Source organism: Dyella sp. EPa41 (assembly GCF_016586165.1).
Taxonomy (GTDB): domain Bacteria; phylum Pseudomonadota; class Gammaproteobacteria; order Xanthomonadales; family Rhodanobacteraceae; genus Dyella.
On the sequence record NZ_BCPR01000031.1, the window covers coordinates 25,316 to 43,095 of the forward strand.

Below are 17,780 nucleotides of genomic sequence, written 5' to 3' on the forward strand. Positions count from 1 at the left end.
TTCCCTTGAGAAAAATGGCACTCCCCGCGCCGCCGCCGGATCGTTCTGTGAGGTATTGCCCAGCGAGGCGAGAACAGACCTTACGCATAACTGACAAGACCCACAATGGTTTTGACGCTGCGTCGAAAGGCGCAAAAACCTGTCGAAAAACAGGGCTGCGCCCAGGGCGCCAGTTCGGTAATGCAGCAAGAAATTGGAGGTTCCGGGGACCCAATCGCAGACTTGCACGATTTCTTGGCCCGGCAGCGCGCATCCCTGCGGAAAGCGTTAAATGAAAGCGTGATTTTTCACTCCAAGGAAATCACATAGTTAAACGCTGGCTGAATTTTGCCGTCCTCGACAGCAACCTCCTGGGATGGAAATTCCGATCCGTGGCTGGCGTGTCCACCCCGGGACCCTGGGCGGCCGCCGGGCGATTTCCAAAAAAAGAGGCCGCCGGGGGCGCCGGCGGCCAAGTTCGGGAAGATCCCCTCATCGTCCGCCCGGGGTTTTACGGGCGGCGATGGGGGTTTGCTCTCACTGGTTAGAGCGAGAAGTCGTAGCGTGCGCCCAGGCGGACATAGCGCGGGTCCTGGAACGAGCGGGCACGCAGGTAGTTCACGTTCGGTGCGCCCGAGGCCGTCTCGCCGGTCTCGTAGTACTGGGTCACGCGCTGCGAGCCGAGCAGGTTGAAGATGTCGGCCGTGAACGTGACCTGGTGGTTGAAGAACGCCGGACGCCAGGCACCACTGAGGTTGATGGTGTAGGTCCACGGCGTACGGCCCACCGAGCCGCGTGGCGACGGCTCGCCGTTGCACCAGAAGTAGGCGTTGCCGTAGCCGAACGGGTCGCCGCCGGCGGCCAGCGGACGCGTGCCCATGCAGCTCACCGGGGTGCCGGAGGCGATGCGGGTCACCGTGGAGAGGCTCCACTCATCCGTCGGCTTGTACGTGCCGAGGATGCGCAGCTGGTGCGTCTGGTCGTTGGCCAGCGGACCGTTGGTGTTCTCCATGATTTCCGGGAAGTCCCAGCTCTCGGTGGTCGACACGTCGGCCTGCACGATGTCCGAATCCAGCTGGCCTTCGGAGTTGCCGTAGCTGCGCGAGAAGGTGTACTCGACGCGGCCGTACCACTTCTCGTTGAACTGGTGTTCGGCGTAGAGGTCGAGCATGTAGTAGTCGCGCTTGGGCTTCTGGAAGCCCAGGTCCTTCGCGGTCAGCGGCACCGAGAGGTACTGGCCCGGCGTCGGCGACAGCAGGAAGGTGTTGGCACGGCCGGGGTTGAACAGCCAGCAACCCGTGCTGGCGGCAATGCCGGCGGCGACTTCGGCGCTCAGCCCGTGCGAGTCGCCCCAGGCCTGCAGCGGACGCGAGTCGCAGTCGTCGTCGATCAGGCTCTTCAGGCTGCGGTACATGGCCTTGGCGCCCACGGTCCAGTCTTCCGTCAGCTGCTTGTCGAAGCCCAGGATGTATTCGTCCTGGTAGTACGAGTGAAGCTGCTGGGCGGATACGGTCTTGCCATCCGGCGGCACGCCGTTGGCGCCGTTGAGGTAATAGGTACCCGAGGCCGGCGTGTTGGTCAGGCCGGTCGGCAGGCCGGTGGTCGGGTCGATGCCGGTGAAGGCGAAGAACTGCGACGGGTAGGTCGACGGACCGGCGCCGCGCACCGCCACCGAGGTCGGCAGGCCCAGGTGATAGCGGCCGGCGTTGGCGTACACCTTCAGCGTGCTGTCGCCGTACACGTCCCAGGTCACGCCCAGGCGTGGATCGAGCTGATGGCGGGCCTTGGCGTACGGCACGCCCACGCCGTTGTAGTTGGTGAACTGCTCGTTGCGCAGGCCGATGTAGGCATGCCAGCGGTCGCTGATCTGCCAGTTGTCTTCGGCGAACTGCGAACGCTGCGCCGTGCGGGCCGACGTGCCGGTGCTCAGGCCGGTGACGTTCACGTAATAGCCGTTCGGATATTGCGCCGGGTTGTAGGCGGCCGGATCGAGGCCGAGGTTGATCAGGCGCTGCTTGATCACCGAACCGTCGCCGACGTCCTCGTACAGGTACTGGGAGCCACCCACCGGCGCGCTGCCCCAGGTCGCACGCAGCATGTAGTTGTCCATGCCGGCGCGGATGTCGTGGTCACCCAGGCGGTACTCGAGGTTGAGGCTCCAGCCGGTGGTGCTGTCCTTCGAACCCGGAGCCAGCACCGTGGAGGAGCCGACGGTGCAGCCCGACTGCGGATTGTTGGCGAACTCGGTGCGGTTGTCGGTGATCGACGGGCACACCGTGCCGGCCGCACCGGTGACGGTCTGCACGTGCGGCGAGTTGCTCCTGCCGTACATCGCGTTCACGGTGAAGTTGTCGGTGATGTAGCCGGTGTAGTGGCCGATGTAGACGTTGCCGCCCGGCGTGCCGTTGGTCTGGGTGCCGTTGTAGTTCTTGGTGTACTGGTAACCGAGGAAATCGGTGCGGCCCACGCCATAGGTGTAGCCGTAGATCGTCGAGTTGGTCTGCTCGGTATCGCCGATGCCGGTGAATTCGAGGATGTGGTTGTCGGTGATGTTCCAGTCGACCTTGGTCAGCCAGCGCGTGGTCTTGTTGTGGTCGTGCTCGTCGTCGTTGCTGCCGATCGCGCCGGTGTAGTAGCCATCGCGGAAGATCGCATCGGCCGCGGCGAAGAAGAACAGCTTGTCCTTGACCAGCGCACCGCCGATCGAGCCGGAGTACTGCAGCTGCTCCCGGTCACGCAAGGTGTAGGGGTTGCCGATCTGGTAGAGCGAGCCGTTCGTGCGGTAGACGTTGCGAGGCTCCTGCGCGAGGTCGCTCGGCGCCCACAGCACCTGCACGTCGCCCTTCCACTCGTTGGTGCCGTGCTTGGTCACCACGTTGATCACGCCGCCGGTGGAACGGCCGTATTCGGCGCCGTAGCCACCGATCAGCACCTGCTCCTGGTCGATCGCGTCATAGGGAAGCTGGCGCGAGCTCACGCCGGTCAGCGGGTTGGTGACCGAGAAACCGTTGACGTAATACGCGTTCTCGGAGGCCGACGAACCGCCGAACGAGAGCGCATTGCCGTAGCCGCGGGCCGCCGGGATGGTGCCGGGTGCAAGCAGCGCGATCGAGCTGATCGACGTGCGATCGATCGGCAGCTTGGACAGCTGGTCGGCGTTGATCACCGTGCGCGAGTCCACCGAGGACACGTCGATGGCCGGCAGGGCGTTGCCCACCACCTGCACGGCAGCAAGGTTCTGCGCGTTCTGCGTCGAAGCGGCGAAGGACACTTCCGTGCCCTGGCTGATCTGCGTCTGCACGTGGTCGCGGGAGCTGACGGCGGTGCCGTTCTTGGTCAGCGTCACCTTGTACTCGCCGATCGGCAGCGAGCTGGCGCGATAGCGGCCGCTGCTGTCGACGGTGAGGTCGCGCTTGAGTCCCGTGCCGGTGTTCTCGATCTGCACCGTGCTGCCGGGATCGGCGCTACCGAAGATCACGCCGGTGGCGTTGCTCTGCGCAACCGCAGGGCCGCCCGCGATGCTGAGCGCCAGGCCGATGGCAAAGGCCATGGTGCGTCGGTTCGGGACTCGCGAAAGATTCTTCAACTGCATTACCCACCCTCCGTTGAGCGGCAAGCACGGCCCCGGGGCCGTGTCTCCCCTGAAAGTGCAGCGTTGAAAGGCTGCAAGTGTTTTTTTGAGCCGAAGAAACCCGCACCACTTCGCTGTCGCGAAGCGGCGTACAAGTGATCGGCTTTAAGTGATGCTCCCCAGCGTCACGCGACGACGTCATGCGTCGTGTCGCATCGCCTCTTCGACGTTACGTGCAGCGGAAACGTTACACAACGGTTATGAGACACCGCCTTGCCGCCGCAATAACTTGCTGCTGTAACCGAACTGTCTTGGGCGGCGTAGTTTGGTTATGGCTAGGAAAATTTCTTAGCCACGACAGTGGAATGCGCGCGTGCGACGGCACCCTTACGACCTCCTTACGACGTATTCGCAAGAAAATGCCAGGCAACAACGCCGAATACGCAGCATTTATCGCCATGGATGCCAGTTTAATGAACGAATACTGAATTTCACGAGACATGGACGTAAACGAAAAGCGCCCACCGAAGTGGGCGCCATTTGCATCGATCAAATCAAACAATAAGCGTTATCAGTACACCGGCACCGAAGGGTCGATCTCGCGTGCCCACGCGTCCATCCCGCCCTCGACGTTGTAGACCTTCGTAAAGCCATGCGCCGCGAAACGCTCGGCGACGCCGCGGCTGGACATGCCGTGATGGCAGATGAAGGCGATCGGCGCGTCCTTGGGCAGGCCGGCCAGCGCTTCGTAGCCTTCCTCTTCCAGCACGCGGGCCTGCGCCAGCGGCGCCGCCTGGGCGCGGCCCTGGGCCGGGCGCACGTCCACGAGGGTGATGTCGCCGGCGATGAGGCGAGCCTGCAACTCCTGCACGGTGAGCGAGCCGATCTCCTGTGCGCCCGGGAACTTCAGGCTCAGGCCCTCGCCCTGCACGGTGGAAACCCAGTCGATCACGATGCCCTTGGCGCGCTGGGCGCTGCCCGGGTCGAAATGCACTTCGATGCCGTTGGCGGTGACCACGATGTCGTGGTCGCCGGCCGGGGCGAGCTGGAAGCCGGCGCTATGGTCCGGGCCGATTTCCAGGTGCAGGGCCAGGCCCTGGGCATTCGTGGTGCCCTGGCGGATCGCCTCGGCGGCCTTGTCGGTAATGGTGATTTCCGGCGGCGTACGATCCGGCGCGGCCGCGCCGAACAGCTGGTGCAGCTCGCCGCTGGCGTACATCTGGCGAATGATGTCGGCGCCGCCGACCAGCTCGCCACCCACATAAAGCTGCGGGATCGTCGGCCAGTCGCCGTAAGCCTTGATGCCCTCGCGGATTTCCGGGTCTTCCAGCACGTTGACCGTGTGGTACTCCGGCAGCAGCTCGTTGAGCGTGTTGGTGGCCGCGGCGGAGAAGCCGCACATCGGTTGGTGGCGGGTGCCCTTCATGAACAGCACCACGCGGTGGCTCTGCAGCAGGGATTCGATACGTTCGCGGGTGGCGCTGTCGAGGGACATGGGGTGGGGAAACTCCGGCAAGAAGTGTGAATTGTAACCCTTGGGATATGCCGGTGGTTTGAGGGGATGCAAGGGGCAAGGGGCGACGTCCCTTGCCCGTCATCCCGGCGCAGGCCGGGATCCAGCGCTTCAGCTACCGGTTGTCGCCTTGGAGCGACCATCGAGCCGTGCCGTGACTGGATGGCTCGCTACGCTCGCCCCTCCGGGGCCGCCCTACAGGCGTTCCGCGCGCTTCGCGCTTGTCCGGCCTGTGCCGGGATGACGGCCAAAACCGGCCTGTGGACGACCTATGCCGCCGGGCGCAGTTCGGTGAGGTCTAGCTTCGTCCGCGTCAGCGGTGCCAGCGCCAGTGCGGCCGCGGGCGAGGGCAGCACCAGCTCGCGGCTGGCCCGGCCCAGCGGGGCGTGCTGCTCGCTCCAGTGGATCAGCTCCATGGCGCCGGTGTGGTCCTCGACCAGCGCCGTGCAGTGTTCCACCCAGTCGCCGTCGTTGAGATACAGCACGCCATCCATGTCGCGCACATGGCCGAAGTGGATGTGGCCGCAGATATGGCCGTCCAAACCGCGCTCGCGGGCGTCGCCGGCCACGCGTTCCTCATAGGCACGGATATAGGCCAGCGCCTTGCCGATATGCGACTTCACGATGATCGAGAGCGGCAGGTAGGGCAGCTCCAGGCGGCGGCGCATGGCGTGGACCCGTCGATTGGTCCAGCAGATGAAGCGATGCATCACTTCCCCCAGGTGCACCATCCATGTGCGCCCGACGTGCTCCGGATCGAATTCGTCGCCGTGGCTGACGCGATAGCGGCGCCCGTCGGCGCCCTCGTGCACCGCGTCCAGCTCGATCTTCACGCCACCGAAGCTCTGGCCCGCGAGGCCGCGCATCGGTGCGTCATGGTTGCCCGGGATGTAGATGACTTCGACGCCGCGCTGGGCGAGATCGAGCACCTCGGCGATCACCGCGCCGTGGTCCGCGTGCCACCAGGTGCGGCGGGCCAGCGACTCCATGTCGACGATGTCGCCCACGAGGTACAGCTTCTCGCAGCGCAATTTGCGCAGGAAATCGAGCAGGTAGCTGGCCTTGCAGTCAGGCGTGCCCAGGTGCACGTCGGAGATGAAGGCGCTGCGGCAGTGAAAGGTCGCCATGGCAGTCTCTCCCGGTGGTTACCGGGACGCCAGGATGCCGTCGGCACGTCACCGCACGATGGCGGAATGGTTGCAGAAGCGTTGCGGCGCAGCATCGCCCCGACACCTCCCCTGTAGGAGCGCACCCAGTGCGCGACCGCCTTTTGCGATGGTCTGCATGGCTGTGGCTTTCGTTAGAGCGCAAGTGTTGCCTTCGGTAGCTCCGCTTCCGCCAGAGTGCCGCCTACGCGGCGGGCGTTTCGATCCCCTGCCGGCGCTCGAGTCACTTTCTTTTGCTGGCCCAAAAGAAAAGTAACCCAAAGAAAATGGCCTTCAAAGCCAAGGCTCATGGCAGTACGGGGGATAGGAGCGTCGGCCGACCGGGGCCAGCCGGGATGGGCTCATTACTACCTCGAACGGCGCCGCTACACCGCAACGCGCCGAAGCGGAGAGGACTCAAGGCAACGTTGTTGAGCCCTGAGGGGATCTATTCGCGCCGCACCGCCGTCTTTTCTCCCTCTCCCCTGCGGGGCACGCGGGGAGCGGCCATGGATGGCCGCGGCTTTGAGGAGCGAGGAGAGAGCTGGGGTGAGGGGTTGGGGCTCGCGAAATTCCTTCCTACCTCTGTGGGAGCGCACCCTGTGCGCGACCGCAACGCCGGCACACGTCGCGGTAGTCACGACCATCGCGGACTGAGGCGACCACGTCAGTCCGCGGTCGCGCACAAGGTGCGCTCCCACAACGAACCGCAGCCACCGGCATCGCGATGCGATGTGCCGCGCCGCGGCACGAGCCTTCACCCAACCTCTGTGGGGCGGTGAGGGGCGGACGATCAGGCCCCGCAGGGGTGCCCGACAGGACGTCGGGCACTTTTCGTCCGGGCAGGAGCCCGGTCGAAAAGCCCGGCCGCCCCTCACGGACTGGCTGGGCGCAGCCCAGACAGCGCCACGCGGGGTGCCTTTCTCTTTGGTTACTTTCTCTTGGGCAAGCAAGAGAAAGTGACCCGGCCTCCGGCAGGAGGGCGGAAGCCCGCCGCAGGCGAGCCAAGTCGCGATAAGAATGCAACCGAAACATCGACAATCTTTGTCTATCGAAAGATGAACATGCAGACCGGCGCGAAAGGCTGTCGCGCACTGGGTGCGCTCCTACAGGCGAGCGGTTGGCTGGGCGAGGATGCGCCGGGCTGCAGGCCATGCCGCTTCCGTCCACAGCGTGTACTGCGCCGCCGACGGATGCAGCCCGTCCCCGGCCAGCAGCTCGGGGTGCTCTCGCGAAATGCCGGTGATATCGACCCAGTGCGCGCCGGCGGCCTTCGCTTCGTCCGCGGCGATGGCGTTGTAGACGTCCAACTCGTGGGCGATCAGCGCGATGTCGCGTCCGCTGGCCGCCGCGAATGGCGTGACGCCCCAGTCGGGGATCGACAACACCAGCACGTGGCTTGGCCGTTCACCGGCCAGGGCGACGGCGCGCGCCAGCATGTGCCGGAACTCGGCCCGATAATCGTCGCCGCTGCGTCCGCGGTACTGGTTGTTCACGCCGATCAGCAGGCTGACCAGGTCGTAGGGCGGCGCGAAGGCGGTGGCGTCCATGGCCGCGGACAGCTCATCCGTCGTCCACCCGGTGGTGGCGATGATCGTGGGGTCGTCCAGGGCCACCCCTTCGGCGCGAAGCCGGGCGGCCAACTGCATGGGCCAGCGCCCGGCCTCGGGCACGCCCTCGCCGATCGAATACGAATCGCCCAGCGCCAGATAACGCATTGCTCAAGCCACGGCGACGCGCGGCTTCTGCGCGGCGGCCATGCCGGCCAGCACGCGCTCGATGCGCACGAACACCTCGCGGATCTGCTCCGGCTGTGGCAGCAGGGTCAGGCGCAGATGGCGGCTGTGCGGCACGTTGAAGCTGCTGCCAGGCACCACCAGCACCGATTCCTCTTCCAGCAGGCGCAACGCGAACGCGTTGTCGTCGAAGTCGGCCAGGCGATCGGCGCGCACGCGAGGGAACGCGTACAGGGCGCCGGCCGGCGCCACCATGTCCAGGAACTGGCTGGCGGCCACGCCTTCCAGCGCGGCACGACGCGCCTCGTACAGGCGGCCGCCCGGGGCCGTCAGCGTATGGATCGTGGGCGCGCTTTGCAGCGCCGGACGCACCGCCCACTGCGCGGTGACGTTCGCGCACAGGCGCAACGCGGCCAACAACTGCAATGCATCGCGATAGTCGGCCGTGCGCGTCGGGTCGCCCGAAAGACTCATCCAGCCCACGCGGTAACCGCAGGCACGGTGCACCTTGCTCAGGCCGCCGAAACTCACGCAGGGCAGGTCGCCCGCCACCGCGGCCAGCGGCTGGAACGGCGTGTCGTCGTAGAGGATCTCGTCGTAGATCTCGTCGCTCAGCAGCAGCAGGCGATGCTTGGCGGCGATGGCGACGATGCGCTCGAGCAGCTCGCGAGGATACACGGCGCCCGTTGGATTGTTCGGATTGATCAGCACCAGGGCGCGCGTGCGCGGCGTCACCAGCGACTCGATCTCATCCGGATCGGGCAGGTGGCCGTGCTCGGCGAGGCAGCGGTAATAGCGCGGCTTGCCATCGTTGAGGATGGTGGCGGCGCTCCACAGCGGATAGTCCGGGCTGGGCAGCAGCACTTCGTCGCCCGGCTGCAGCAGGGCGCGCAGGCTCAGGTCGATCAGTTCGCTGACGCCGTTACCGACGAACACGCGCTCGACTTCCACGCCTCGCGCGCCCCGGTGGCGCTGCTGGGCGACGATGGCTTCGCGGGCTTCTTCCAGGCCTTGCTCGTGGCCATAGGCTTCGCTGTCCTGCAGATGGCGGGCGATGGCCTCGCGCAGGTGCACGGGCGTGTCAAAGCCGTAGCGCCCCGGATTGCCGATGTTGAGCTTGATGATCGGCAGCCCGGCGGCCTCCAGTTCACGGGATCGCCGGGTGAGTGCGCCACGGATTTCATAGCGCACGTCCGCCAGGTGCGCACTGGGTTTGATCGAGGCCAACGCGAGCGTCCTTCGTTATAGGTGTTGTTGCGGCGCAAGAAAGTCGCCGTTTTCCGCATCCTAGCAGCGTCCCGACGCGGGATGGGAGCCAGGATTGGCCTCATTTCGGGCTTTTTCGAGGCAAGGCATAATCTGCGCCATGACGGATGCCCCAATCATCGAGCGACTGCACCGCATCGGCTGGCGCGGCGACGCGCTGCCCACCGAGGGTCGGCAACTGGCGCGCGTCGTGGCGCAGCATCGTGCGGGCTACGAGCTGCACGACGGCGAGCAGCTGTTCGGCGCCCAGCCGGCCGGCCATTTCCTCAAGCGCAGCCTGGATCCGGCCGAGCGGCCGGCGGTGGGCGACTTCGTCGAAATCGAGCCGGGCAAGCCGCCGCATATCGTGAAGGTGCAGCCCCGCCGCACGGTGCTGTCGCGTGCTGCCGCCGGCGAGCGCTACGAGCGCCAGATCATCGCCACCAACATCGATTACGTGCTGGTGTTGACCGGCCTCGATGGCGACTTCAATCCCTCGCGCATCGAACGCTACCTGTCGCTTACCGAGGGTTCCGGGGCGCAGCCGGTGGTGCTGCTCAGCAAGCTCGATACCCGCGACGATGCCGGCGAGCTGCTGGCCAACTTGCGCGGGCGACTGCCACCCGGCACGCCGATCCATGCGATCAACGGCAAGGACCCGGCCAGCGTGGCTGTGTTGCTGCCCTATCTTCAGCCTGGCGACAGCGCGGTGCTGGTGGGTTCGTCCGGGGCGGGCAAGTCCACGCTCACCAATACCCTGCTCGGCAGCGAGCGGATGGCCACGGGCGCGGTGCGCAACCACGACAGCCGCGGCCGGCACACCACGACCTACCGCGCGTTGCTGCAGCTGCCCAGCGGCGGTTGCCTGATCGACACGCCCGGCATGCGAGAACTCAAGCTCACGGGTGAGGAGAACCTCGACCTGTTCGCCGACATCGACGCGCTGGCCGAGCAATGCCGCTTCGCCGATTGCGGGCACGGCAGCGAGCCGGGCTGCGCGGTGCAGGCGGCGCTGGACAGCGGCGACTTGTCGGCCGAGCGCTGGCGCAACTACCTGAAGCTGCGCGACGAGCGGGAAGAGCAGGCATCGACGCTCGAAGCGAAACTGCGCCGGCAGCGCGGTGGCCGGCCCGCCACCCGGCCGCATGGCCACCGGAACTCACGCGACCGCGAATAACGGATCGCCGGCGTTTTGCGGCGGGCCAGCCTGAAGGCACTACTATCGGGCCACTATGGCCTGGGGTGTGGCTATGCAGCGGCTGTCGTCGCCTTCCACGTTTTTCTACAAGCGGGTGTTTCCGGTGTTGTGGTTCGGCTTTCTCTCGCTGGTTCTGGCGGCGGGTGTGTTCGGCACTGTGTTTGCGCATCAGTGGGATCTGTGGCCCATGCTGGTTGTACCGGTCTTCATGATGGGCATTGGGGTGGTGCTGTTTCGGGCCTTGATGTCCGGTCTTGTCGATGAGGTCTGGCTGGACGGCAACCCGCTCGTGGTGAAGCAGGGCGGCGAGTCCTCGCGCATCGACCTCGCCAACGTCATCAACGTCGATTCCTCCACCATGACCAATCCGCCGCGCATCACGCTGATGCTGCGCAGCGGATCCGCGCGGCTGGGCAAGACCGTGGCCTTCATACCTCCCAGTGCGCGGGGCCTGTTCCCCGCGTTCAAACCCAATCCCATCGCGATCGACCTGGTCCACCGCATCGACGCCTTGCGCGGGAGGCCGGCATGAGCACGACCGGTAGCGTCCCCGCTGCCCTGCAACGCTATGCCGATCTCGACCAGCGCCTGCTGGCGGCGGTGAAAGGCATCCGCATCCTGTCGTCGGTGGCGTGGCCGGCTTCACTCGAAGACCGCATGATCGCGGCCTACGCGAAGGGACAGTTCAGCCTGCCGGAAGTGAGCTACCAGGCACCGGATTTCTCCGCCGAACGCGCCGAGCTCGCGGCGATCGAGCGGGAAGCAGGTTATGACGATCCGCTGGGCGAATACCTTTGCCGCACGGCCGAGTCGTGGCGCATCGCGGCGGAAATGCTCGAGGCGGTGGGTACCAACGGCGTGACGGCGCCCTCCATCGTGCTGTATGGCCGCCCGGGTGACGTGATCCCCGGCAGCGATCGCAGCAACCTCGACGCGGCGCGTTATTTCGTCGAGCTGGCGGACGAGCTGGGTTCGGAAATGATCGCCGACGACGAGCGAGTGAACCTCACCGCCGAGCAGCTGCGCGCGGATCTCTCGGCATCGCTCGACGAGTTCTTCGGCGAGCCGATCATCACGGTCGAGGTGGATCCCGAGCTCACCGCCAAAGCGGCGGCCGGCGCCACGCGCATCCGCCTGCGCGGCGGTACGCATTTCAGCGAATACGATCGTCACCAGTTGCTGGCCCACGAGGCGCTGGTGCATTCGCTCACGGCGCTGAACGGGCGTGCTCAACCGCTGCTCGCTTCGCTGGCGCGCACCTCGCCGCGCGTCACCGCCACGCAGGAAGGCCTGGCGGTGTTCGCCGAATTGATCTCCGGCGCCATCGATATCTCGCGCCTCAAGCGCATCAGCCTGCGCATCCTGGCCATCGACATGGCGCTCAACGGTGCGGATTTCGTCGAGGTCTACCAGTTCTTCAGCAACTGCGGCCAGAGCGCGGCGGACAGTTTCCACTCGGCGCAGCGCGTGTTCCGCGGTGTTCCGCTGACGGGCGGCGCGGCCTTCGCCAAGGACAACGTCTATCTCTCCGGCCTGCTCACGGTGCATACGTTCTTCCGCTGGGCGCTCAAGCAGCGGCGCATGGACATGCTGCGTCATTTGTTCGCGGGCAAGCTCGCCCTGCATGACGTGATCAGCCTGGAGCCGTACTTCGAGTCGGGTGCGATCGCGCCGGCCCGCTGGCTGCCGCCCTGGATGCAGCACATGCACGGACTGGCCGGGAAGCTGGCGTTCTCGCTGTTCGTCAACCGCATCCACATGGGCAAGGTGCAGGCGGAAACGCTCTCGCTCAGTCTCTAGCCATTCGGCCGTCATGTGGGAAAGCGCATGTTTTCAGGCCTGTGACGGCCCCATACGTGCCCGGATCGCTGCATTGCTCCATGGGGTCGGCCCTTCCGGGTGGTACCATGAGCGCCTGCCGCCATGGCGGCCCCGACTCCCCCTTATCGATCAACGCATCCCATGTCCCTTCCCGAAGATCTGCGCAACGCTGCTCTCGAGTACCACCGCTATCCGCGTCCCGGCAAGATCAAGGTCACCGCCACCAAGGCGATGGTGACGCAGCGCGACCTCGCGCTGGCCTATTCGCCCGGCGTGGCCTATGCGTGCGAAGCCATCGTGGAAGATGCCAACGCCGCCAGCGAAATGACCGCGCGCGGCAACCTGGTGGCGGTCATCACCAACGGTACCGCCGTGCTGGGCCTGGGCAACATCGGCCCCCTGGCCGGCAAGCCGGTGATGGAAGGCAAGGGCGTGCTGTTCCAGAAGTTCGCCGGCATCGACGTGTTCGACATCGAGATCAACGAGCACGATCCGGACAAGCTGGTCGATATCATCGCCTCGCTGGAGCCGACCTTCGGCGGCATCAACCTCGAGGACATCAAGGCGCCGGAGTGCTTCATCGTCGAGCGCAAGCTGCGCGAGCGCATGAAGATCCCGGTGTTCCACGACGACCAGCACGGCACCGCGATCATCGTGGGCGCCGCCATCGTCAACGCGCTCGAAGTGGTCGGCAAGAAGATCGAGGACGTGAAGCTCGCCACCACCGGCGTGGGCGCCGCGGGCATCGCCTGCCTGGACATGCTGGTCGCGCTGGGCCTCAAGCCCGAGCACATCCTCGCGTTCGATCGCGAGGGCGTGCTGTACACCGGCCGCGATCACATGGATCCGGACAAGCAGCGCTATGCGCGCGACACCGACAAGCGCACGCTGGCCGGGATCGTGGAAGGCGCGGACATCTTCCTGGGCCTGTCGGCCGGCGGCATCCTCAAGCCCGAGATGGTCGCCTCCATGGCGGACAAGCCGATCATCCTCGCGCTTGCCAACCCCAATCCCGAGATCAGCCCGGAAGACGCCAAGAAGGTGCGCCCGGACTGCATCATCGCCACGGGCCGTTCGGACTATCCGAACCAGGTCAACAACGCGCTGTGCTTCCCGTACATCTTCCGCGGTGCGCTCGACGTGGGCGCCACCGGCATCAACGAAGCGATGAAGCTGGCCTGCGTACGCGCGATCGCCGGGCTGGCCCGCATGGAAGCCGGCGACCTAGCCACCGCCTACGGCGGCGACGTGCCGACCTTCGGCCCGGATTACCTCATTCCGCGTCCGTTCGATCCGCGCCTGCTCGTGATGCTGGCGCCGGCCGTGGCGCAGGCCGCGATGGATTCGGGCGTGGCCGCGCGCCCCATCGTGGACATGGAGGCCTACAAGGAGAAGCTCGGCCAGTTCATCTACCGCACGGGCCTGCTGATGAAGCCGGTGTACGAGCGTGCCCGCGCCGACACCAAGCGAGTGGTCTACGCCGAAGGCGAAGAAGAGACCGTGCTGCGCGCCGTGCAGACGGTGATCGACGAACGCCTCGCGTTCCCGATCCTGATCGGCCGCCCCGACGTGATCGAGACCCGCATCAAGCGCCTGGGCCTGCGCATGCGCGAAGGCGTCGATTTCGAACTCACCAACATCAACGACGATCCGCGCTTCAACGAGTACTGGCAGCAGTACCACGCGCTCACCGAACGTCGCGGCGTGAGCCCGGCGGCCGCCAAGAACCTGATGCGTTCGCGCCCCACGCTGATCGCTTCGATCATGGTCGAGCGTGGCGAAGCCGATGCCATGATCTGCGGCCTGGTCGGCCGCTTCCACAAGAAGCTCGGCTACATGCGCAGCGTGTTCGGCCTGGATCCGGGCGTGTCCTGCACCTCGGCGATGACCGGCGTGATCAACGACCAGGGCGCATGGTTCTTCCTCGACACGCACGTGCAGTGCGACCCGACCGCCGAGCAGATCGCCGAGGCGACGCTGCAGGCGAGCTATCGCCTCAAGCTGTTCGGCGTCGAGCCGAAGATCGCTCTGCTGTCGCACTCGAACTTCGGCAGCCACGAGAACGCCAGCGCCGCCAAGATGCGCAAGGTGCGCGAGATCCTGGTGCAGCGTGGTCCCAAGCTCGACATGGACGGCGAGATGCAGGCCGACACCGCGTGGGACGAAGCATTGCGCCTGCGCATGTTCCCCAACACCACGCTGAGCGGCCGCGCGAACCTGTTCGTGATGCCGAACCTCGACGCCGCCAACATCGCCTACAACCTGGTGCGCGTGATGACCGACGGCGTGGCCATCGGCCCGATCCTGATGGGCATCAACAAGCCGGCCCACATCCTCACGCCGGCCTCCACGGCGCGTCGCGTGGTGAACATGACGGCCATCGCCGCCGTGGACGCGCAGATCCGCCACGCGCAGAGCGAGCGTCGCAGCTGATCGGTGCCTCTCGCGGGTGGCCATGCAACGGGGCCCTCGTGGCCCCGTTTGCTTTGGAGCGAACGAGGGGAGGCGCGCGGCGCGCTACGGCAGGCGCGGTCTGTGCGACACTCCGCGTTCTTTCATCGACAGCGTAGGGGCGCGCGATGCAATTCCTGGGACTGGACCATTTTGCGGGGCACGTGGGCGAGACGTTTACCGTTGCCCTGGACCACGACGGCAACGCGCCGTTCACGCTGGTCGAGGCGCGGCCGCTCGCCATGCAGCAGGCAGTACCTGGACAGGTGCGCGCACCGTTTTCGCTGCTGTTCCGGCACGAGGCGGCCATCGTGTTTCCGCAGAAGATCTACCAGATGAAGCATGGCGCGCTTGGGGAATTCGGCATTTTCCTCGTGCCGATCGCGCGTGACCGCGACGGCTTCATCTACCAGGCGGTATTCAACTGAGCCCGTTCGCGGCGAGCCAGCGCATGCGCAGGTGCGTGCCGGTGTCGGCCTCCGCCACGAACCGCATGCGTTCGTAGAGTCTCCTCGCGCCCAGGTTGCGCAGGTCGACGTGCAGCACCACCGCGTCGAGGGCATCGCGCGCCGCCGCGCACTGCACTTCGCGCAGCAGGGCGGCGCCGAAGCCGCGGCCTCGCCAGGCCTCGAGCAGGGCGATGTCGATGACCGTCGCCTCGTGGTCATGGCAATGGAGGTATAGGCGGCCAATCGGAACGCCCGCGTACTCGATCACCAGGTAATCGGCGGGCTGGTAGTTCGTGGTGTAGTGCCGGTGCTGCAGCGTGAACTGGCTGTCCAGGAACGCGCGGCGCGCTGCGTCGGGCCATGGCACGGCGGCAAGTTCGGCGGCGCGAGTGTCGGCATAGAGCCGGCGCAGGAACGGCAGGTCGCCATCGTGCGCGTCGCGCCATCGCAGGCCTGGCGGAAGCGTTTCCTGCGGTGCGGGCAGCCACGCTGCCCGCACCGAGGGAAAACACAGGGTCGCCTGGACGCTCACGGTCGCTGGGGGAAGGTGCCCGCCAGCGAAATGCAGAAATTGAGCGTAAGGTACGGCTGTCGGTTTTCGTGCGCCTGGTTGCCGCCTGCCAAGCCGATCGTCTGCGCCGGAAAGGCAGTGTTGGTCGTGGTGGTGGTGGCCAGGATCGTCGCCGATTCCGGTGTAATGATGGCGTCGCCGGAGGCCGGGATGCCGGTGCGATTAGCCGTGGTCGGCTGGTTGTAGATACGCGCTCCGTGAGTGTGCGCTGGCATCTCGCCGCTCAGCAGCGTGACGGCGCTGGAGCCGAAGGTTTCGCCGACCGCACGCGGCGTCAACCCGGATCCTTGGCCCTGCCCGCAGGCGGCATTGCCGACGTAGTTCGGCAGCTGGTAGTTGGACGTGCCGTTGCCGCCGAACTGGACACCCAGCAGGGAGAACAGTGCCGTGTTCTGCTGGATCGGCATCAACTGTCCCTGGCACATGGCCCAGTTGTAGGGGGCGAAGTTGAAGCCGTAGATCTGGATCTCGCCGATGAAGGGATCGCTCATGATGTTAGTCCTCGTAATCGGTCGACGACCGTCAACTCTGCGACGGAAAGACGCCGGCCCACGCGATGCAGAAGCGTGCGACCAGCGAGGGCATGGTGTTGGCGTGGGGCTGGCTGCCTCCTTGCGGGCTGACGGCCGTCGGCGCTAGGTTGCCGCTGGCGATCCCCGCAGTGCTGTTGGTGTACAGCGTGTCCCCGCTGACCGAACCCAACTGGAGGTTGGCGGCCGGCCCCGGCGAACTTGCCGCCGAATCCGCGGCATAGAAGGCATGCGTATGGGCCGGCAGCTGATTGGCAGTCAGCGTGACCTGCTCGGTACCGGCCATTTGTCCCAGGACATAGGTGCCCATTCCCAGTCCCGTGCCCTGGTGGATCGGCACGCGGCCGCGCAGGTCAGGCAGGCCAAAGGTGTTTACGCCGTCACCGCCGTAGGTCGTGCCGAGCAGGGTATACAGCACCTCGTATTCGGCGATGGAGAGAAGGCGGCCGTCGCAATCGAACCAGCCGTTCGGCGCGAAGCTGTACGGAAAAAGGCGGACTTCGCCAACGTAAGGTTGAGTCATGGCGGTAGCTCCGGTCAGCTGCGCGAGGGATAGACGCCATCGAGCGCGATGCAGAAATTCAGCACCGTGTATGGCTGCAGGTTCGAGTGCGGAAGATTCTGGCCCCCGTTGTCGAGCACGTTGAGCGGAATCTGCGCGCCACCGGAGCTGCCATAGACCTTTTGCGTGCCCGCCGTACCCAGCAAGACGTTGCCGGCAGGAATACGCGAGCTGCCCGCGGTGGTCGTTGCGCTGAAGACGTGGTTGTGCGCGGGAATCTGCGTGGTCTGCAGCGTGACATTCTCGACGCCGCCGGCCTGGGCGATGTCCGCGCCGTTGTTGGAACCTATCGGCGTGCGGCTGCGCAGGTCGGGCAGCATGAAAGTCGTCGTGCCGTTGCCCCCGTAGTACGTGCCCAGCAGCGAGAACAATGCCTGGGCCTGTGCGATGAGCATCGTCTGGCCATTGCAGAAAGCGAATCCCTTGGGCGCGAAGTTGAACGCCACGGGCATCACCTGCCCGAGAAAGGGTTGCGACATATGTGTTTCCCCCTTGGTTGTGCCGGTGGACACTCCCGTCCACCGGATCGACTAACTCTTGCGCATGACCGGCATATTGACAAGCTCGAGTGAGGGTGCGGCAAAATGTTGCGTTGATTGCCCCGGCAGGATCCTAGCCCGGGGATGTTGCAGGACCGTTGGTGCAGCCTAGGGCGCGTCGACGGGGAAGGCCGGTACCGCGGCTGCTCATTGACGAGCCACGGCAGCTTTCACACATGCGCACCATGCGCCGCCCGTCAGGAAGCGGGCAACAGGGGACAACTCATGTGGCATCCGGAGTCGAAGCATCGCGACGCGATGCGTCATGGGCTCGGCCGTAGCGTATGCGGCCGTTGGATAGTGTTTCTGCTGTTGTGCGTCATGCTGGCGGCGCCGGGCATTTCGCGCGCGACGTGCGCGACATTCACGCCTTCCAATGCGAGCGCGGGCTCGCCCATGGCGGCCGGCGCCACGATCACCATAGACGCCTCCTCGTGCGCTGCAGTCACCGGCTTCGCCATCAATGATGT

At 65.9% G+C, this 17,780-nt stretch carries 15 protein-coding genes; 5 read left to right on the forward strand and 10 right to left on the reverse strand.

The window, feature by feature from the left end; translation table 11 throughout:
* Positions 1-523: 523 nt before the first annotated feature.
* The 5 genes from JMF82_RS11665 to JMF82_RS11685 form a co-directional block, all read right to left on the reverse strand.
* The gene (locus tag JMF82_RS11665) at positions 524-3,529 is read right to left on the reverse strand and encodes a TonB-dependent receptor (protein ID WP_201314749.1); all 3,006 of its coding nucleotides are present in this window, start codon (positions 3,527-3,529) and stop codon (positions 524-526) included.
* Positions 3,530-4,121: 592 nt separating this feature from the next.
* Positions 4,122-5,045, reverse strand: coding sequence for a Grx4 family monothiol glutaredoxin (gene grxD, locus JMF82_RS11670; protein ID WP_201314750.1), 924 nt, complete (start codon positions 5,043-5,045; stop codon positions 4,122-4,124).
* A 287-nt stretch (positions 5,046-5,332) separates the two neighbouring features.
* Positions 5,333-6,190, reverse strand: a complete 858-nt coding sequence (locus JMF82_RS11675; protein ID WP_201314751.1) for a UDP-2,3-diacylglucosamine diphosphatase — start codon at positions 6,188-6,190, stop codon at positions 5,333-5,335.
* 1,124 nt (positions 6,191-7,314) lie between these two features.
* Positions 7,315-7,926 carry an SGNH/GDSL hydrolase family protein gene (locus JMF82_RS11680; RefSeq protein WP_201314752.1) on the reverse strand — a complete coding sequence of 204 codons (612 nt, stop codon included), beginning with the start codon at positions 7,924-7,926 and terminating at the stop codon, positions 7,315-7,317.
* Between the two features lie 3 nt (positions 7,927-7,929).
* A complete protein-coding gene (locus tag JMF82_RS11685) occupies positions 7,930-9,171 on the reverse strand; it encodes an aminotransferase class I/II-fold pyridoxal phosphate-dependent enzyme (protein WP_201314753.1) in 1,242 nt (413 codons plus the stop codon).
* Positions 9,172-9,310: 139 nt separating this feature from the next.
* Between JMF82_RS11685 and rsgA the strand changes: the two genes are divergently transcribed.
* From rsgA to JMF82_RS11710, 5 genes are all read left to right on the forward strand, one after another.
* Positions 9,311-10,366, forward strand: coding sequence for a ribosome small subunit-dependent GTPase A (rsgA, locus tag JMF82_RS11690; RefSeq protein ID WP_201314754.1), 1,056 nt, complete (start codon positions 9,311-9,313; stop codon positions 10,364-10,366).
* Between the two features lie 55 nt (positions 10,367-10,421).
* Positions 10,422-10,919 carry a hypothetical protein gene (locus JMF82_RS11695; protein WP_236585431.1) on the forward strand — a complete coding sequence of 166 codons (498 nt, stop codon included), beginning with the start codon at positions 10,422-10,424 and terminating at the stop codon, positions 10,917-10,919.
* On the forward strand, positions 10,916-12,187 hold the full coding sequence (locus JMF82_RS11700; RefSeq protein ID WP_201314755.1) for a flavohemoglobin expression-modulating QEGLA motif protein: 1,272 nt from the start codon (positions 10,916-10,918) through the stop codon (positions 12,185-12,187). Before JMF82_RS11695 ends, JMF82_RS11700 begins: the two co-directional genes overlap by 4 nt.
* A gap of 162 nt (positions 12,188-12,349) precedes the next feature.
* Positions 12,350-14,641, forward strand: a complete 2,292-nt coding sequence (locus tag JMF82_RS11705) for an NADP-dependent malic enzyme (RefSeq protein WP_201314756.1) — start codon at positions 12,350-12,352, stop codon at positions 14,639-14,641.
* Positions 14,642-14,787: 146 nt separating this feature from the next.
* Positions 14,788-15,087, forward strand: coding sequence for a hypothetical protein (locus JMF82_RS11710; protein ID WP_201314757.1), 300 nt, complete (start codon positions 14,788-14,790; stop codon positions 15,085-15,087).
* On the opposite strand, the gene JMF82_RS11715 is transcribed toward JMF82_RS11710, so the two are convergent.
* The 5 genes from JMF82_RS11715 to JMF82_RS22015 all read right to left on the reverse strand — a co-directional run bounded on the left by JMF82_RS11715 (position 15,080) and on the right by JMF82_RS22015 (position 17,732).
* Positions 15,080-15,640, reverse strand: a complete 561-nt coding sequence (locus JMF82_RS11715) for a GNAT family N-acetyltransferase (protein ID WP_236585432.1) — start codon at positions 15,638-15,640, stop codon at positions 15,080-15,082. The two genes, JMF82_RS11710 and JMF82_RS11715, sit on opposite strands and share 8 nt — an antisense overlap.
* Positions 15,637-16,170, reverse strand: a complete 534-nt coding sequence (locus JMF82_RS11720; RefSeq protein ID WP_201314758.1) for a tail fiber protein — start codon at positions 16,168-16,170, stop codon at positions 15,637-15,639. The genes JMF82_RS11715 and JMF82_RS11720 overlap by 4 nt, the downstream gene beginning before the upstream one ends.
* 31 nt (positions 16,171-16,201) lie before the next feature.
* Positions 16,202-16,732 carry a tail fiber protein gene (locus JMF82_RS11725; protein ID WP_201314759.1) on the reverse strand — a complete coding sequence of 177 codons (531 nt, stop codon included), beginning with the start codon at positions 16,730-16,732 and terminating at the stop codon, positions 16,202-16,204.
* A 14-nt stretch (positions 16,733-16,746) separates the two neighbouring features.
* Positions 16,747-17,250, reverse strand: coding sequence for a tail fiber protein (locus JMF82_RS11730; RefSeq protein WP_201314760.1), 504 nt, complete (start codon positions 17,248-17,250; stop codon positions 16,747-16,749).
* Between the two features lie 323 nt (positions 17,251-17,573).
* Positions 17,574-17,732, reverse strand: a complete 159-nt coding sequence (locus tag JMF82_RS22015) for a hypothetical protein (protein WP_236585433.1) — start codon at positions 17,730-17,732, stop codon at positions 17,574-17,576.
* Positions 17,733-17,780 lie beyond the last annotated feature (48 nt).

Bases quoted from the DNA above. Each gene is read 5' to 3' on its own strand.
- JMF82_RS11665 (WP_201314749.1), bottom strand. From the start codon at position 3,529: ATGGCCTTTGCCATCGGCCTGGCGCTCAGCATCGCGGGCGGCCCTGCG.
- grxD (WP_201314750.1), bottom strand. From the start codon at position 5,045: ATGTCCCTCGACAGCGCCACCCGCGAACGTATCGAATCCCTGCTGCAG.
- JMF82_RS11675 (WP_201314751.1), bottom strand. From the start codon at position 6,190: ATGGCGACCTTTCACTGCCGCAGCGCCTTCATCTCCGACGTGCACCTG.
- JMF82_RS11680 (WP_201314752.1), bottom strand. From the start codon at position 7,926: ATGCGTTATCTGGCGCTGGGCGATTCGTATTCGATCGGCGAGGGCGTG.
- rsgA (WP_201314754.1), top strand. From the start codon at position 9,311: ATGACGGATGCCCCAATCATCGAGCGACTGCACCGCATCGGCTGGCGC.
- JMF82_RS11695 (WP_236585431.1), top strand. From the start codon at position 10,422: ATGGCCTGGGGTGTGGCTATGCAGCGGCTGTCGTCGCCTTCCACGTTT.
- JMF82_RS11700 (WP_201314755.1), top strand. From the start codon at position 10,916: ATGAGCACGACCGGTAGCGTCCCCGCTGCCCTGCAACGCTATGCCGAT.
- JMF82_RS11705 (WP_201314756.1), top strand. From the start codon at position 12,350: ATGTCCCTTCCCGAAGATCTGCGCAACGCTGCTCTCGAGTACCACCGC.
- JMF82_RS11710 (WP_201314757.1), top strand. From the start codon at position 14,788: ATGCAATTCCTGGGACTGGACCATTTTGCGGGGCACGTGGGCGAGACG.
- JMF82_RS11720 (WP_201314758.1), bottom strand. From the start codon at position 16,170: ATGAGCGATCCCTTCATCGGCGAGATCCAGATCTACGGCTTCAACTTC.
- JMF82_RS11725 (WP_201314759.1), bottom strand. From the start codon at position 16,732: ATGACTCAACCTTACGTTGGCGAAGTCCGCCTTTTTCCGTACAGCTTC.
- JMF82_RS11730 (WP_201314760.1), bottom strand. From the start codon at position 17,250: ATGTCGCAACCCTTTCTCGGGCAGGTGATGCCCGTGGCGTTCAACTTC.
- JMF82_RS22015 (WP_236585433.1), bottom strand. From the start codon at position 17,732: ATGGTGATCGTGGCGCCGGCCGCCATGGGCGAGCCCGCGCTCGCATTG.